Source organism: Cohnella candidum, assembly GCF_003713065.1.
GTDB lineage: Bacteria > Bacillota > Bacilli > Paenibacillales > Paenibacillaceae > Cohnella > Cohnella candidum.
Window position 1 is genome coordinate 506,407 of record NZ_CP033433.1, and the last position, 17,383, is coordinate 523,789.

Annotated in this window: 12 protein-coding genes; 11 read left to right on the forward strand and 1 reads right to left on the reverse strand. The window is 56.8% G+C overall.

Features of this window, described 5'->3' with window-relative positions:
* Positions 1 to 3: 3 nt before the first annotated feature.
* The 9 genes from EAV92_RS02380 to EAV92_RS02420 all read left to right on the forward strand — a co-directional run bounded on the left by EAV92_RS02380 (position 4) and on the right by EAV92_RS02420 (position 12,850).
* Positions 4 to 801 (forward strand): ABC transporter permease, encoded by a 798-nt coding sequence (locus EAV92_RS02380; protein WP_164472609.1) that lies wholly within the window; start codon positions 4 to 6, stop codon positions 799 to 801.
* Positions 802 to 1,806 carry an ABC transporter ATP-binding protein gene (locus tag EAV92_RS02385; RefSeq protein ID WP_123039593.1) on the forward strand — a complete coding sequence of 335 codons (1,005 nt, stop codon included), beginning with the start codon at positions 802 to 804 and terminating at the stop codon, positions 1,804 to 1,806. It begins immediately after the preceding gene.
* Between the two features lie 365 nt (positions 1,807 to 2,171).
* Entirely contained in the window at positions 2,172 to 3,041 is an 870-nt protein-coding gene (locus EAV92_RS02390; RefSeq protein WP_123039594.1) for an NAD-dependent epimerase/dehydratase family protein, read from the forward strand.
* A 315-nt stretch (positions 3,042 to 3,356) separates the two neighbouring features.
* Entirely contained in the window at positions 3,357 to 5,126 is a 1,770-nt protein-coding gene (locus tag EAV92_RS02395) for a cache domain-containing sensor histidine kinase (protein ID WP_123039595.1), read from the forward strand.
* Positions 5,119 to 6,606 carry a response regulator transcription factor gene (locus tag EAV92_RS02400; protein ID WP_123039596.1) on the forward strand — a complete coding sequence of 496 codons (1,488 nt, stop codon included), beginning with the start codon at positions 5,119 to 5,121 and terminating at the stop codon, positions 6,604 to 6,606. Before EAV92_RS02395 ends, EAV92_RS02400 begins: the two co-directional genes overlap by 8 nt.
* A gap of 147 nt (positions 6,607 to 6,753) precedes the next feature.
* The gene (locus tag EAV92_RS02405; protein WP_123039597.1) at positions 6,754 to 8,142 is read left to right on the forward strand and encodes an ABC transporter substrate-binding protein; all 1,389 of its coding nucleotides are present in this window, start codon (positions 6,754 to 6,756) and stop codon (positions 8,140 to 8,142) included.
* 83 nt (positions 8,143 to 8,225) lie between these two features.
* Positions 8,226 to 9,092 carry a carbohydrate ABC transporter permease gene (locus EAV92_RS02410; RefSeq protein WP_123039598.1) on the forward strand — a complete coding sequence of 289 codons (867 nt, stop codon included), beginning with the start codon at positions 8,226 to 8,228 and terminating at the stop codon, positions 9,090 to 9,092.
* Positions 9,089 to 9,919, forward strand: a complete 831-nt coding sequence (locus EAV92_RS02415) for a carbohydrate ABC transporter permease (protein ID WP_123039599.1) — start codon at positions 9,089 to 9,091, stop codon at positions 9,917 to 9,919. Before EAV92_RS02410 ends, EAV92_RS02415 begins: the two co-directional genes overlap by 4 nt.
* Positions 9,920 to 9,958: 39 nt before the next feature.
* Positions 9,959 to 12,850, forward strand: a complete 2,892-nt coding sequence (locus EAV92_RS02420; protein WP_123039600.1) for an alpha-L-rhamnosidase — start codon at positions 9,959 to 9,961, stop codon at positions 12,848 to 12,850.
* A gap of 262 nt (positions 12,851 to 13,112) precedes the next feature.
* Here EAV92_RS02420 and EAV92_RS02425 read toward each other — a convergent pair whose 3' ends face one another.
* Positions 13,113 to 14,021 carry an AraC family transcriptional regulator gene (locus tag EAV92_RS02425; RefSeq protein ID WP_123039601.1) on the reverse strand — a complete coding sequence of 303 codons (909 nt, stop codon included), beginning with the start codon at positions 14,019 to 14,021 and terminating at the stop codon, positions 13,113 to 13,115.
* An 86-nt stretch (positions 14,022 to 14,107) separates the two neighbouring features.
* Here EAV92_RS02425 and EAV92_RS02430 point away from each other — a divergent pair, with 86 nt between their 5' ends.
* Positions 14,108 to 16,150 carry an alpha-L-rhamnosidase-related protein gene (locus EAV92_RS02430; RefSeq protein WP_123039602.1) on the forward strand — a complete coding sequence of 681 codons (2,043 nt, stop codon included), beginning with the start codon at positions 14,108 to 14,110 and terminating at the stop codon, positions 16,148 to 16,150.
* A 134-nt stretch (positions 16,151 to 16,284) separates the two neighbouring features.
* Entirely contained in the window at positions 16,285 to 17,340 is a 1,056-nt protein-coding gene (locus tag EAV92_RS02435; RefSeq protein ID WP_123039603.1) for a family 43 glycosylhydrolase, read from the forward strand.
* Positions 17,341 to 17,383 lie beyond the last annotated feature (43 nt).

The following is a 17,383-nucleotide window of genomic DNA, read 5'->3' on the forward strand; positions in this document are numbered from 1 at the left end:
TTGATGCGTCTCGTGAAATTGTATTGGATGCTGCAAATGGCCAACATCCGCTCCCGGTCGGCTTACCGGCTGAATTTCTTCATCGGCATCGGGGGCGTCGGCCTGGTCGGGATCGGCAACTTCATCCTGATCTGGGTGCTGACCCGCCGGGTGCCGGAAGTGCAGGGTTGGAACTACTACCAGCTGATTTTCCTCGCGGCCTTGTTCCAGGTGACCCATGGCGTGTTCATTATCACGTTCCAGCAAATCAGAAGGATCGAATATATTATCCGGGAAGGGAAATTCGACCGGTTTCTCATTCGGCCGCTGAACCCGCTCTTCTCCTATGCGACCAGCATGGTCACCGTTGCCGGATTCGGAGACATGAGCTCCGGCCTCATCGGCATGGTCTATTCCGGAACGCACCTTCATAGCTGGAATGCGGGAAAGCTGCTGTTCCTGCTGCTGATCGTGCTGAGCGGAGCCTTGATCCAATGGGCATTGTATACGATCGTCGGCTGCGTCGGATTTTGGACTTATCAAGCGGAAGGCTTGCGCACGATCCTGAATGCGTTTCTGTTCCAATTCAACCAATTTCCGCTGACGGTTTACAACAAGGCCGTGCAAATCGTGTTGTCATTCGTGCTCGGCGTTGCGTTTATCAGTTATTTTCCGTCCGCGATGTTTTTCGACAAGCAGGCCGACGTCCCGTTCTCATCCGTGCTGGTGTACGCACCTCCGGTGGCGGCGGTCATCATGGCCGCTATCGCCTATCGGTTCTGGAAACTCGGTTTGGACGCCTACAAAGGAGCTGGTTCCTGAATGAGTATCATCGAAGTCAACGATTTGGTTCGCGAATTCAAAGTGAACGGCAAAGCCGAGGGAGCTCTAGGCCTGTTAAAATCCCTGTTTTCTCAAGAAGGCACCGTGAAGAGGGTCGTTGACCGATTGAGCTTCAGCATCGGAGAAGGGGAGTTCGTCGGTTATTTGGGGCCGAACGGAGCGGGAAAATCCACGACGATCAAAATGATGTCGGGTGTGCTGGTTCCGTCTTCCGGGAACATTCGTATTCTAGGCTTAGAACCGTACAAGCAGCGCAAGGAGCATGCCTCGAACATCGGGGTCGTTTTCGGACAGCGCACGCAGCTCTGGTGGGATCTTCCGCTTCACGAATCTTTCCGTCTGCTCGGGGCGATCTACGACATTCCGCCTGCGCGTTATCGGCAGAACATAGAGATGTTCACGGAAATTCTCGAAATGAGGGATTTCCTCCAGACACCCGTCAGGCAACTGAGCTTAGGTCAACGGATGCGCGGGGATATCGCCGCCGCCTTGCTGCATGACCCGAAGCTGCTGTTCCTCGATGAGCCGACGATCGGCCTGGACTTGGTCGCCAAGGAGAAAATCCAAAACTTCCTGAAAACGATCAACGAAGAGAAAAAGATCACGATCATGCTGACGACCCACAACATGGACGATATCGAGAAGCTTTGCAGCAGGGTGATTTTCATCGATCAAGGCAGGTCTCTCTATGACGGCAGCATGCAGGAAATGACCCGCCGTTTCGGCGGCCACCGTTACGTGGTCGTGGAAACGGCGGGTTGGGAAGCCGCGGGATGGAAAGGGCCCCGAATCGAGAAGGAGGAGGGCGGCCGTTTGTGGTTCCGCATCACGCATGACGACCAGGTCGCCGGATTGATCCGGGAGCTCAGCGAACATTTGACGATCCAGAATCTTACGGTATCCGAGCCGAGAATCGAAGAGATCATCCGACAGCTGTACACGCTGAAAGAACAGGGGGAAGAGAAAGAATTGGCGTTGGCGTAATCATGTTGATAAATGCGTACGCCGAGGTTGGGACTGGCCGCATTTGCAGTTCGATTTTGCCCACTTGCAGGGGGGGAGATGCCGATTGTCGCCGCTGCAGTTCGATTTCACCCACTTAGAGGCCGTTTTAAGATTGCGGAGTTAAAAATCGCGGTTCTAAGTGTGCAAAATCGAATTACATTTAACCGATAGAGTCGGAGGACCGAAATAAGTGTGCAAATTCGAACTGCTGTAACAGATTCGGAAGAGGGAGCGAAGTTCAGTAACAATTTTCCATATATCCGTTACATCCCTCTATTCATTTGACACCCGCGATATCCCTATGATGTTGTTTAGTAGGATACGAAACGAAAGGTGTGGAAACGATGGCGAAAATCCTTGTTACCGGCGCTTCCGGAAACGGCGGACAAGCCGTCTGCCGTGCATTCCAGCAGGATGGATTTATCGTGCGCATGGCGGACGTCTTTCCTCCGCAGGCGGAAGATTTGAAAAAACTCGAATTTATCCGATGCGATACCCGCACTCCTGCCGATGTTCGGCGAGCGGTAGAAGGCGTAGACGCGGTCGTGCACCTAGCCGCATGGCACTGCGCGCACAATCCGCCGGTGAGCGACGACACGATTTTCGCCGTGAACGTCGACGGTACCTTTAACGTGCTGGAGGCTTGCCGGCAAGAGGGAATCCAATCGATCGTTTATGCGTCTTCAATGGCTTATGGCTGGTGGTCCGTGTACGGGGTTTCGAAGGTCATCGGAGAGGATCTCTGCAAGGCTTATCACGAAATGACGAACGCATCGATCGCGATTTTGCGTTACCATGAATTCATCCCGCGTCCGTACTTGGAATTCGGGGAGCGCCTGCTTCGAAACGGCGTGGATCGGAGAGACGTCGCCGCCGCCACCGTCGCATCCGTGAAAGCGGCTTTGGAGAAACGCATCGGCCTGTTCCGCACGATCGTACATACGAATCATGGAATGCCAGCGCAGGTGATCCAAGATTTTCGGAATCTCGGACCGGCATGGTGCGAGGAGCAAGTTCCGGGCGCACGGGAGCTGCTTGTAAAATATCAAATCCCTCTTCCGGAACAAGTCGAACAGCACGACCTCTCGGAAGCCGCGGAGGTGCTGGGCTGGAAGCCGCAAATCGGTTTCCTGGATTTTCTGCGCGACTTGAAAGAGCGCGATGAGCGGGAAATCGATGTCACGAACCTTTGGGTTCCTTCCGAGCTGCCCTAACTTCCCGGCCGTATTAAGATTATTGGTATAATGCCATCCACGTAATCCAGTTATTGACGGCTTTTACGGTGGATGGCTTTTTGTCATTTATACCCCTCCAAATTGTCACTTCTCCCCACCATTCTCCCATTTCGCCTATTATATAATCACCTTATATCGGATAGCTGCGCCCACCCAAAAAAAACGGACACCACCCCAAAAAAAATAGCTTCCTCTGGAGGGGGTCTTCTGGCTTACAATAATAGAATACTTAGAAAACAAGCTGCCCGGATCGCGATTCTCGGCAGCTTGTTGGCCTACCGGGGGGAGAAGGCCATGGCCGGCAGCATGCGCAAGTTTGCGACCCGCTTCCGTTTCCGGAAGGTCCGCAGCCGATTTTTCACGACGATGATCCTGCTTTCCCTGCCCCCGCTTTGTTTGCTGGGGTATATCTCTTTCGATATCGCGCGCAGCACGATCACCCAAAACAATACGCAAACCAACTACGACCACCTGCAGACTTCCAGCGAGGTGGCGGACCTGCTGTTCCGTAACGTGGTGAACTTGAACCGGTTCATTGTACTCAACGACGAGATCCGCAATGACTTGCGGGAAAGCGAAGTCAAGAGCAGCGAAGAGCTGAGCGAAATGAACACCCTCACGATTAACCGCCTGCAGCGGGTGATCAACAGCAACTCCTTCGATACCCGCTACGTAGACTCCATGTGCATTTTCGACCTCCATTATCAAACCTATTGTCTCGGCCGATCGGATGACGCCGGGATTTACGAGATTCCGGGCAAGAAACAAGCGATCGAAAGCACGGACTGGTACCGGCGGGCGTTCGACGCTCAGGGCAAAGTCGTGTTTTTCAGCTATAACGTGCTCGGCGACAAGGCGGATACTTTCTCCACCGTCAAGCTGTTCCGGGATTCGGCGATCGGAGACGGGAAACCGATCGGCCTTCTGGTGACCAACTTGTCGAAATCGATGTTCGGCAGCGTCTTTAACGGCAGCGAGGAGAACGGGCGGTTTCTGGCCATCGATTCTTCCGGGGACCCGGCGCGCATCCTCTTTCCGGCGAAGTTGCCGGCGGACTTGGGAATCAAGCCGGGCAGCTTTCAACAAATCCGGGACGAATTGGAGAGCCGCGGTTATTTGATCAGCGAATTCCGCAACCAGACGACGAATTGGACCTTCGTCCATATCATCGAAGAAAAGCAATTGCTGAAGCAATCGAACCGGATCGGCACGGCGACCGCGCTCATCGCGGCTCTGCTCGCCTTCTTGGCGCTGGCCATCTCCTTCGTCGTTTCGGGGAGCATCACCCGGCCTCTGCTGCAGCTCAAGAAAATGATGGTGGATTGGAATAAAGGCTCCCGCGATTTCGGCGGCGTTTTTCGGGAAGACGAAGTCGGCGCGATCGGCGAAACCTTCAAGCGGATGGCGCTCGAAAACGAGGAGCTGGACGCCCGGCTGTTCCATTCGGAGCTGAAAGAGCGGGAAGCGGAGCTGCGCGCTTTGCAGGCACAGATCAAACCGCATTTTCTCTATAACACGCTCGACTCGATTTACTGGATGGCCCGTCTCAAGAAGACGGAAGAAGCCGCGGCGATGGCCCTGGCGCTGTCCGAAAGCTTTAAACTTAGCTTGAATAAGGGACGCGAGACGATCCCGGTCTACAAGGAACTGAAGCATATCGAGCATTACATGACGATCCAGAACATCCGCTACAATGGCCGTTTTCATTACGAGACCGACATCGATCCTTCCATCATGGGCATCGAGATGCTCAAACTCATTCTTCAGCCCTTGGTCGAAAACGCGATCTATCACGGGTTGGAGCCCAAGGTGGGCGATGGAAGCATTCGGATCGAGGGGCGGAGGAACGGCGATTTCCTGGAGTTTGCCGTGGAAGACGACGGCGTGGGCATGGAAGACACGGCCCGGACGGAGCAGGGGTACGGGTTAAGGAACGTGAAGGAGCGGCTGACGCTCTATTACGGCCCTTCCAGCTCTTTTACCGTCTATAGCAAGCCCGGGAAGGGAACCCGCATCGAGATCCGCTTCAAACCGTTTCCGGAAGAGGTGAGGCAGCATGCTTAAAGCGGTTCTTTTCGACGACGAGTTTATTGTCCTGGAGGCGCTCGGCGCCCTGGTGGATTGGAAGGGGCTGGGCATTGAATTGGCGGGCACGGCATCCGACGGCTTGTCCGCGATGGAGCTGTTCCGCCGAATTCGTCCCGATATCGTGCTGACGGACATCCGCATGCCCGGAAAGGACGGCTTGCAGCTGATCGGGGAGATCATGGACGAGGCTCCCGAAACCTGCTGCATCGTTTTCAGCGGTTTCAACGAATTCGATTACGTCAAGCGGGCGATCCGGCTCGGCGTGGTGGATTACATCGAAAAGCCGATCACGGAAATCAGCATCGAGCAGGCGCTTCGCAAGGCGCTCGGACAAATCGGAAAACAGGAAGAAACCCGAAAACTGGAACGGTTGTGGGAGGCAAGCAAACACGATCTGCTGGAGAAAGCGGTTTGGGATTTGCTGCTGCGCGGCCGGGAGGCGGAAAACAAGTGGCGGGAAGTATTCGGTCCGCAGGCCGGTCAAGTGCACGGGATTACGGTTTTGGCTGCCGTGGAGCCGTTCAAGCTGCCGGATCACCCGGCTTACCGTACCGTCTATCTGCGAAGCGATCAAAGTTATTTGGCGGTCGTTTTTTGCCTGATGGAGTTGTCGAATACGTATTGGGACGATGTCTCCGCCGATTTGGAGAACGCGAACGTTGCCGTCGGTTTGGGTAACGAACGCATGGAACCTGGAGAAGTTCCGGACAGCTTAAAAGAAGCGCAGAGGGCATTAAGATCGGCCTTGTTTCTTGGCGTCAAAGGATTTTTGCCGTTCGGCGAACTCGGCGGAAGGATGACCTCTTCGAACGAATTGCCGGAAAGAGAGGAAGCGATCATTCTCAGCATGCGGGCAGGCAACAAAGCCATGTTGATGGAACAGGTGGACCGGTTCATCCAATGGATCCAGACGTCCAAACTCGATCCGGATTTGGCGGAAAGCGAAATGCTTAAGCTCATCTATTCGGCTTGGGAAGCCGCGAAAGAAACCGGGGTCGAGGCGGGCCGGTCGTATGTGCCGCCGGAAACCTTCGTTCCGCATCTGGAGATCCGGGAGATGGCGGCTAAAGGCAAGTTGACCGCATGGTTCCGGGACCGGATGGAGAGCATCGCGGAAAGCGGCATGAATCTTCGGGAGAATACCAAGCATACGGCCGTGCAGCAAGCCAGGAGGTATATCGAAAGCAACCTCGCGCGCGACGTCTCGCTGCAGGAGGTGGCGGATCATGTCGGGCTTAACGCGACCTATCTCAGCGTGCTTTTCAAGGAAGTGATGGGGGAGACCTACATCAAGTATTTGACCCGGTTCCGCATGGAACGGGCCAAGAGTCTCCTTCGCAAAGGGCTCAAGGTGAACGAGGTCAGCGAGAAGGTCGGCTATTTGACGCACCGCCATTTTACGGAAGTATTCAAGAAGTACACGGGACAGACGCCGGGCCAGTTCAAAGATTCGTAAAACCGGGAACGGATACAAAAAAAACGGAACCCGATCTAAAGAATATGGCGCTGTCTGCTGAATGCGCTTTCTTCTAGAATAAGTTCAAAGGGTACCCGGGCCCTTCAAACGAACCTTATTTTCGAAAGAATCAGGGGGACCAAACGAATGAGCAAACCCAGAAAGTTTCTCGCCGTGCTGTCCAGCGTGATGCTGCTGACCGGCCTGCTTGCCGCCTGCGGAGGCGGCTCGTCCGACAAAGAAAGCAGCTCCAGCCCATCCGCTTCCGGCAGCGCTTCTCCATCCGCGAGTTCCGCCTCGCCCAGCGCATCCGCATCCGCTTCGAGCGAACCGCAGGAGAAAGTGAAACTGACCCTGCTGGTGGACAACAACCAGGATACCGTCGTCTATTCGAAAGCGCTGGTAGACGCGTTCCAGGCTAAATACCCGAACATCACGATCGAGACGGAAACCCGCCCGACCGGCAGCGAAGGGGATAACTTCGTGAAGACGAGATTGTCCACCGGCGACATGAACGACGTCTTCTTCTACAACTCCGGATCGCTGATGCAGGCGCTCAATCCCGAACAGAACATGATGGATTTGACGAACGAACCGTTCCAGGCGAACGTGATCGATTCGTTCAAGCCGACGGTATCGTTCAACGGCAAAATTTACGGCGCTCCCGTCGGCTCCACGATGGGCGGCGGATGGTTCTACAACAAGAAAATCTACGCCCAACTCGGACTTTCCGTACCGAAAACTTGGGCGGAGCTGATGGAGAACAACAAGAAAATCAAGGCCGCAGGGATTACGGCGATGATCGGCTCCTATAAGGATACGTGGACTTCGCAGCTGATCGTCTTGGCGGATTACTTCAACGTCCAGGCGCAGATGCCGAACTTTGCTGCCGACTACACAGGGAACAAAGCCAAGTACGCGACGACGCCCGCCGCGCTCCGTGGCTTCCAGAAACTAGAGGAGACCGTCGGCTACTACAACAAAGACTTCCTGGCAACGACGTATGACGCGGGCCTCAAGATGTTGGCGGAAGGCAAAGGCGCCCATTATCCGATGCTGACCTTCGCCGTGCCGGCCCTCGTTCAGAACAATCCCGACAAAATGGACGACATCGGATTTTTCGCGCAACCGGGCGACAGCGCGGACCAGAACGGCCTGACGGTCTGGATGCCTGGCGGCGCTTATATCTACAAGAATACCGAACATCCAGAGGAAGCGAAGAAGTTCGTGGAATTCGTCGCTTCTACCGAAGGCGTCAGCGTCATGAGCAAGGTTTCCAAGCCTTCCGGCCCGTACGCCGTCAAAGGAGCCGCGCTTCCGGACGACACGCCGCAAGTCGTGAAAGACATGCTGCCGTATTTCGATAACAACCAGACCGCTCCCGCGCTGGAATTCCTATCTCCGGTCAAAGGCCCGAGCCTGGAGCAGATCACCGTCGAAGTCGGTTCCGGCAAACGGAAAGCGGCGGCCGCGGCCGAGCTGTACGACCAGGACGTCAAGAAACAAGCACAGCAACTGGGTCTTTCAGGCTGGTAATCGCAGCGACGCCTGCGGAATCGAAGTCGGCCCCGCCCATCTCGCGTGGGGCCGGCTGTTTCGTGTAATCAGGAGGGATCGGGATGTCCAAGGTATTCAAACGGATCTACACCTACAACTTTCTGCTGCCCGCGGCCATCGTCTACACCGTCGTTTTCATCGTTCCGACCGTCATGTCGTTCTTCTTCAGCTTGACTCGCTGGACGTTGTTCGATTGGACCTTTATCGGGCTGGATAACTTCAAGACGTTCTTCCAGGAGCCTTCCTTAAGCATCGGGTTCAAAAACACGCTGATCTATGCGGCGGTCACCTGCGCGGCGAAGGTGGTCGGGGGCTTGCTGCTCGGCGTGTTCCTGACAAGCAAAATCCGAACGAAGGATTATCTTCGCTCCGTCGTTTTCTTCCCCGTACTCGTCAGTACGATCGCCGTCGGCATCGCCTTCAGCATGATGATGCACCCGACGACGGGGCTTTTCAATACGGCGCTTGCCCATCTCGGCATCGAGGGGCCGGACTGGCTGGGGGATACGAAACTTGCGCTCCTGTCGGTGGCGGCCGTGGACGTGTGGAAAGGTATCGGCCTCGCCACCGTGATTTATATCGCGGGTATATTGGCGATTCCCGAGGAATACTCCGAGGCGCTTCAGATCGACGGCGGAAGCTCGTGGCACAAATTCTGGAACATCACGGTCCCGCTCAGCCGCCCGGCTACGAACGCGGTCATCATTCTCTCCTTCATCGGCGGCCTGCGGTCGTTCGACCTGATTTGGGCCATGACCCGAGGCGGTCCGGGCTTCGCGACCGACGTCATCGCCTCGATCATCTATAAGCAGTACCAAGGCGGATTTTACGGCCTCGCGACGGCGGGCAACGTCATCCTGTTCCTGTTCGTCACCGCCATCGTGTACCCTCTGTCCCGTTATCTCACCCGCAATGAGGTGGATCTATGAGTCGCGGACTGCGCAAGTTCTCCGTCGAAACGATTGCCGTGCTGGCGAGCGTCGTCATCTTCTGGGTCCCCCTGTACTTCGTCCTGCTGACGGCCATGAAAAGCGCGCCGGAAGCCTCCGAGATGAATTTGGCATGGCCTTCGAAAATCCAGCTCTGGCAAAACATCAAAAACGTCGTCGCCTTCCGTGACCACATGCTGCTGCGCGCGTTCTGGAACAGCTCGGCGCTTACGATCCTGTCCTTGGCGGCGATGGTGGTCGTTTGTTCGATGGCCGCGTTCGTCATGCAGCGCCGGAACGACAAGGCGACCCCTTGGATCAGCTTCTTCGTGCTCGCGGGCTTGATCATTCCTCCGGCGATCGTGCCGACGATTTGGGTGCTGAACGAAATCCACCTCTTCAAAACGTTGATCGGCCTGGTTCTGGTGGAGGTCGCACTCGGATTTCCGTTCTCCGTGATGCTCTACCGGGGATTCATGGCCGCGATTCCGCGCGAAATCGACGAAGCCGCGGTCGTGGACGGCTACGGCGGCTACCGCTTGTTCTTTACGATCATTTTCCCGCTGCTGCAGCCGGTAACCGCGACGATCATCGTCACGCAGGCGGTGTTCATTTTCAACGATTTCACGAACCCGCTGTATTTCTTCCCCGGCGCGAAGAACGCGACCGTGCAGCTCACGCTGTACAATTTCACGAGCCAATTCGTTTCCCAATGGAACCTGCTGTTTACCGACATTTTGCTGATTACGCTCCCGCCGCTTTTACTGTTCGTCTTCTTCAACAAGAAAATCGTGGCCGGCATGACGACCGGGTCGGTCAAAGGCTGAACCGGCAGCTCTGTACGAGCCCGAATGGAGGAATATGAAATGAGCGTTCTGCAAGTGACCGATTTGACGTGCGAATACCGCAAGAATCCCCTGGGGATCGGTGTCCGCGTTCCGCGCTTCGGTTGGCGTCTGTTGTCGGACTCCCGCGGCACGGTGCAGAAGGGTTACCGGATCGTCGTTACGGGTACGGATGGGGATTTTGGAACGCCCGTATGGGATTCCGGCTATACGGAAAGCGATGCTTCCATTCAAGTTGAGTTTGTCGGAACCGAGCCGCTGCATTCTTGCACGCCGTACCTGTACAAGGTCAAAGTGTGGGATGCGGCCGGCCGGGAATCCGAGTGGAGCGAGACGGCGCGGTTCGAGACGACGCTGCTGGATCCGTCGGAATGGCAGGCGAGCTGGATCACGCCGGATGCGGCTGGGATTGATCCTCAGTCCGAAGCGTCCTTCCTGCTGCGTAAAAGCTTCGAGCTGAAGAGCGGCATCGCATCCGCTCGCATTTATGCGACCGCGGCGGGTTTATACGAGCTGTTCGCGAACGGCCGGCGGGTATCGGACGAGGTGCTGTCTCCCGGCTGGACCAGTTATCGATACCGGCTGCAGTACCAAACGTACGACGTGACGGACTTGCTGAGGAACGGCAGCAACGCGATCGGCATCCATCTCGGCGACGGCTGGTACCGGGGCGGCATGGGCTTCGAAAGCCGGGACTTCAAATACGGGGACCGGCGCGCGGCATTGCTGCAGCTTCATGTGAAGTACGAGGACGGTACGGAGGAAATTATCGTGTCCGATGAGTCGTGGAAATGCGACATCGGTCCGGTGACGTACGCGACCATTTACCACGGAGAGAAATACGACGCCCGGCTGGAGCAGGACGGCTGGAGCGAATCAGGCTTCCAGGACGGATCCTGGACGGCCGCCGAAACGCTGGATTTGCCGATGGACATCCTGGTGCCGCAGGAGAACTGGCCGACCCGCGTGACCGAGACGATCCGGCCGGTGTCATCGTTCGTCACGCCGGCGGGCGACCGCGTGCTGGACATGGGGCAGAACATGGTCGGACGCGTCCGTTTGAACGTGTCGGTCCCCGCCGGCACGAAGATCGTGCTCCGGCACGCGGAAGTGCTGGACCGGGATGGCAACATCTACTTCGGCAACCTGCGGCCTGCGAAGCAGACGGTAGAGTATACGGCGAAAGGCGAAGGAACGGAGAGCTATGCGCCGCATTTCACGTTCATGGGGTTCCGATACGTGAAGGTGGAAGGATTTCCGGGCGGCGGCACGCTGCCGTTGGACGCTTTCGCCGGAGAAGTGCTGCACTCCGACATGGAGCCGACGGGTTCGTTCGAAACCTCGGACAGCCGCGTGAACAAGCTGCAAAGCAACATTCGGTGGGGCCAGCGCGGCAACTTCCTGGACGTGCCGACGGATTGTCCGCAGCGGGATGAAAGGCTCGGCTGGACGGGCGACGCGCAGGTGTTCATCAGCACTGCGCTGTTCAACTACCAGGGTGCGCCATTCTTCACGAAGTGGCTGCGCGATCTGAAGGCCGAGCAGCACCCGAATGGCGGCGTTCCGTTCGTCATTCCGGACGTAGCCGGCGGCGACAGCTCCGCCGCATGGGGAGACGCCGCGGTCATCTGCCCGTGGACCGTCTACCAATATTACGGAGACCGGCGCCTGCTGGCCGAGCAGTACGGGAGCATGAAGGCATGGGTTGAATACATCCGTGCGCAGGGCACCAATGAGTACTTGTGGAACACGGGCTTCCACTTCGGGGATTGGCTCGGACTGGACGCCAAGGAAGACAGCTATGTGGGCGCGACGCCGCGGGAGTTGATCGCGACGGCGTATTACGCGTACTCGACCCGCCTTCTTCGCCAGACTGCCGAGGTTCTCGGGCACTCGGAAGACGCGGCGAAGTATGGGGAATTGCATGAGCGGATCGTGCAGGCTTATCGGGAAGAATTCCTTACCGCGACGGGCAGGGTTGCCGCGCCGACCCAAACGGCGCACGTGCTCACGCTCATGTTCGACCTGGCGGACGAAAGCGTCAGGACGAGGGTCGCCAAGGACCTGAACGATTTGGTGGTGGAGAACGGCTACCATTTGACGACCGGTTTCGTCGGCACGCCGTATCTGTGCTTCACGCTCTCGAACCATGGATACCACCATACGGCGGTACGGCTGCTTTTGCAGGAAAGCTATCCGGGCTGGCTATACTCGGTTTCCCAAGGAGCGACGACGATTTGGGAGCACTGGGACAGCCTCAAACCGGACGGTTCGTTCTGGAGCGACGACATGAACTCGTTCAACCATTACGCGTACGGCGCGATCGGCGATTGGATGTACCGCAAGGTCGCCGGCCTCGACATGGATCCCTCGGTTCCGGCGTTCAAGAGAATTCACATCGAGCCGCTGTTCGGAACCAAGGCGCTGACGTATGCGAAGGCTTCGCATCTTTCCCCTTACGGGAACATCGAATCCGGATGGCGCGTGGACGGAGATCGTATCTCCGTTAACGTCACCGTGCCGGTCAACGCGACCGCCGAAGTCGTGCTGAGAGGCGCGACGGTCGCCGGCTTGAAGGAAAGCGGCAAGCTGCTCGCGGAGGGGGATGGTATTCTTGCGGTCACCGAGAATGAGGACGGCGCGGTGCTCTCCGTCGGCTCAGGAACGTACGCGTTCGAATATGAGAACGCGGATTTGTTCCGCGCCGGCTATACGGAGAACACGGTCGTCAGCGACATCCTGAACGACGAAGCCGCGACCGACGTGCTCCGGAAACATCTGCCTCACCTGTTCGAAGGGCCGATGCTGAAGTTTTTGAACACGTCGAGCCTGAAGCAGGTGGAGGAGAACGGCATGGCCCGCGTGCCGGCCGGCGCGATGGACGCCGTATTGGCGGATTTGGCGAAATTGTAAAGTTGTTGCAGCCGGCTTGCGAAATAATGGGAAAAGTTCCCGCTAAATTTTGCGAAATAGTCTCCCAGCCCAAAATAGTGGGAAAAACTCCTATTAAATCGGTACATCCGAGGTGAAATCCCTTAAAAACGCCCACTTAGTGGGCGTTTTTCCCACTAATCCGGAGAAAGCAGGAGTAGGAAGCAAAATAGTAGGAGGTTTTCCCATTATTGTTGGTATGGTGGGTTGATTTGGCACGTGAGTCGCTATGTGCCGTGAAGGGTTACTTCTCGTTAGCCGAACGGTACTCACTGGGGCTCGTTCCCATCACTTTGCGAAACACTTCGCGGAAATGCGCCGGATCCTGATATCCGGCGCTCTTTGCGATAGAGGCGATTTTATGGTCGGTTTCAAGGAGCATCCGGCAAGCGTGCTCGACCCGCCTCAGCTGCAAGTAATCCGAAAATCCCATTCCCGCCGCTTGACGGAACAGCCGGATGAAATGGCGTTTGCTGATGCCGGCTTTGGCCGCAAGCTCATCCACGGTTAACGGTTCTGTCGCATGCGAATCGACGTACTCCAGCCAAGCGGCCGTTCCCGTTCGGCTCGCCACGGAAGCCGAGGAGAGATCCGGTCTCAAAAGCCGGGTAACTTGGACGGTAATCTGCAAAAGTCCCGCGAACATGCTCACTTCGAATCCCCACGGTTTCTCCGTATATTCCCGAAATAATCGATCGAACACCGGCCTCAATTCCATGCCGGGGTCGACCAGCGAAATATACGTTCCAGGGGCGCCGCTCAAGAGAGTAAACAATTCGCCTCCGCTGCCGTAGGCGGACAGCCACCGGGTCAGCTCGCCCAAGAAGTCCGGCCGGATGCAGAGGTTGTAAACGACCAGATTGTTTCGGCCCGACGCGTCGCTCGGACGGAAGATATGCGAAGTTCCCAACGGAAGAACGTACAGGCACCCTTTGGCGGCACGTTCCACGCGGTTCCCGACATAATGGAAGCCTTCTCCCGCCATGACGTAGACGATTTCCAAATAAGCGTGATCGTGCTCCCGAAGTTGGAAGCCTTCTTCCCAGCGATTCATGAACAACGGGAAATTCCCTTGGAAGTGCTCGGAAACCGGGGAATGCTGAACGGGCGCCTTGGCGGATTTACCTTGAAGAGCATTGTCACCATTGACCATGTTGGATGTCACTTCTTCCTGCGTTCTGTCCTGTCCGCTTATTATACAATCGTCTCATCAGACAGACAACGAGAGGAGCAGTCCACATGGAAAGAAACAACGGATCGCAAACGGCAACCTGGATCTGGTATCCCGGGGATTTCGAAATCCGGCTGCATGAGAAAATGTCGGTGAAGCGCAAGGCGCGCGACGTCATGTACCCGGCGTTTTGGAGGCTGGACCGCCATTATTCCAACGTGAGATTCCGCTGTACGTATGACTTGCCGCAGGAGGAACAGATCCGGATCCTCGCGGAGGGGACGTTCTCGCTTTATCTGGACGGCAAGGACAATTACCGCTCGGACGATTCCGTCTACACGCTTCCCGCCGGGCGGCATGAAATCACGGTCAGCGTGTTCAACGACGTCGAAGTTCCCGCCCTGTACATCGAGGGTACGAACTTCCGAACCGGCACGTGCTGGGAGGCGAACTCCTACCAGAACGACTGGGTGGCCGCCGGGTCCTGGACGTTCGATTCGCCGCAAGACCGGCCTTCCCGGTTCCGTTTGGCCGTCACGCCGCAGGAGCCCGCCGCCGTGGAAATCCGGGACGGCCATCCGCTCCTCGACTTCGGCCGAGAAACGTTCGGCTATTTGCGGTTCCATAACCTTCAGGGTTCCGGCAAGGTGCGGATCTATTACGGGGAATCCGAAGCCGAGGCGCTGTCCCCGGACAAGTGCTATAACCTGGATCGGTTCGAAGCCGGGGCGGCTGCCGTACGCGCGAACGACGGAATCTTTACGCTGGAGGATGCGAAGGCGTTCCGGTATGTCTGGATCCACGCCGATCCGGGCGTGAGCTGGGACCGCGTGTCCATGCTATACGAGTACGTGCCTGTGACTTATCGCAGCACCTTCGAATGCTCGGATCCGAAGCTGAATGAGATTTACGACATGGGGCTGTACACCTTGCATCTCAATTCGCGGGAGTTTTACCTGGACGGCATCAAACGCGATCGCTGGGTATGGTCGGGCGACGCCTATCAGGCGTTCCTCATGAACTATTACAGCTTTTTCGACCTCGACGTGACGCGCCGGACGCTGATCGCGCTGCGGGGCAAGGATCCGCTCACGATGCATTTTAACACGATTCTCGACTATTCCTTGTACTGGTTCGTTTCGCTCTATGACTACTACCTGTACACCGGGGATTTCGCGTTTATCCGGCAGTATTACGACCGCGCGGCCACCTTGATGGACTTCATCTTGAAGCAGCGGAACGAAGAGGGCATGCTCGAAGGCCGTCCGCAGGATTGGGTGTTCGTCGATTGGGCGGATTTCAAAAACAACGGAGCCGTCAGCACGATCCAGATTCTATTGGCGCGCAGCCTGGAAGCTATGAGCATGTTCGCCGGCCAAATGGGAGAGGAAGAAGAGGCGGCATCTTACGGCATGCTCGCCGAAGAGCTTAAGGAAAAAACGATGCGGCTGTTCTGGGACGACGAGAAAGGCGGATTGCTGCATCACCGGGTGGACGGCGTCACGCAACCCACCCTCACCAAACATGCCGGCATGTTCGCCATGACGTTCGATTACCTAACGCCGGAGCAGCGGGAGAGCGTCGTCCGCAACGTCATCCTGAATCCCGACGTTCCCCAAATCCGCACGCCTTATATGCGGTTCCACGAGATGGCCGTGCTTTGCGAGAGCGGGCAGCACGATCTCGTCAGAGAAGAGATGCGCTCTTACTGGGGCGGCATGATCGCGCTCGGCGCGACGACGTTCTGGGAGGAATACGATCCGGCCCTCGCCGATGACGCCCATTACGACATGTACGGCGTGCCGTTCGGCAAAAGCCTGTGCCACGCCTGGGGAGCCGGTCCGGTCTACCTGTTCGGCAAATACTATCTCGGCGTAAAGCCTCTCAGCCCGGGTTATGAAACTTTCGTCGTGGAGCCGAGGCTCGGAGGGCTGGAATGGATGAAAGGGAAACTGCCGCTCGGCCCCGGGGATGCGGAAGTGGAAATGGATGAGCGCCGAATCCGCGTCCGCGCGACGCACGGGAAGGGCGTGCTCCGGTACGAGAAAGACGGGCAGACTCTGGAAGCCTCTATCCCCGTCGACGGAAGCTGGCTGGAAATCGAAATTTGAGTGGATAGGTCCGCGATTTCAACATGCAAAAGAAAGACAACGATTCTAAAAGAAGTGAAATATACGGAGGCCGCCCGGTCCGCCTATACTGAAGGCAGAGAATCTCGCAGTTACTTCGAAGGGAGCAATCCAGGGTGGCCAATCAATCGTCGATCAGACCGGGACAAGTATGGCTCGATACGGAAGGGAAAAGAATTCACGCGCACGGCGGCTCGATCATCACGGTCGGCGATACCTTCTATTGGTACGGAGAGAACAAGGAAAAATCGACTCCCGGAAGCGGGATTTGGCATTATGGCGTCCGCTGCTACGCCTCCAAGGACTTGTACAATTGGGAAGATAAAGGCCTCATCATTCCTCCCGACCTGGAAGACGAGAACTCTTCCCTGCATCCGTCCAAATTCGTGGACCGGCCGCACATCATCTACAACCGTTTCACGAAGAAGTACGTATGCTGGCTGAAGATCATGCAGCCGGACGCTTCCCAGAAATCGACCGTACTCGTCGCCGACGATATTCTCGGCCCGTACACGATCGTTCGGGACGGGATCAAGCCGCTCGGCATGAGCGCGGGAGACTTCGACCTCGTCGTCGATCCGCACGACGGCAAAGCTTACTACTTTTTCGAGAGAGTCCACAGCGAGATGATCGTCGCGGATTTGACCGACGATTACACCGACGTTACCGGCTACTACTCGACCCATTTCCCGCAGCCGCATCCTCCGTTCGTACGGGAAGCGCCGGCGCACTTCTACCGGAAAGGCCTGCATTACCTGGTGACCTCCGGAACGACCGGCTATTTCCCGAATCCGTCCGAAGTCGCCTGCTCGAAGCTGTACCACGGCCCGTACGAAGTGCTGGGGAACCCGCATGTGAATGACGCTTCGAACACGTCTTTCGGCTCGCAGATTTGCTCCGTGTTCAAGCACCCGCACAAGAAGGATCTTTATATCGCGCTGGCGGACCGCTGGGTAACGGAACACGTTCCGGGCAATCCGAAAACGTACGAAGAGGCGGCGGAACGGTTCGACCAAATCTTCAACCCGGACAAAGGCCTGGATCCTACCGTGGATCATTTCAATCCGGTGGATACGTCCAAAGCCGATTTCGTCTGGCTTCCCTTCCGGTTCGACGGGAAAATGGCTTACCTGGATTGGAAAGACGAATGGCGCGTGGAAGACTACGAATAAGCGTTTTCGGGATCTTGCAACTCCGATATACTGGCTGTACCTT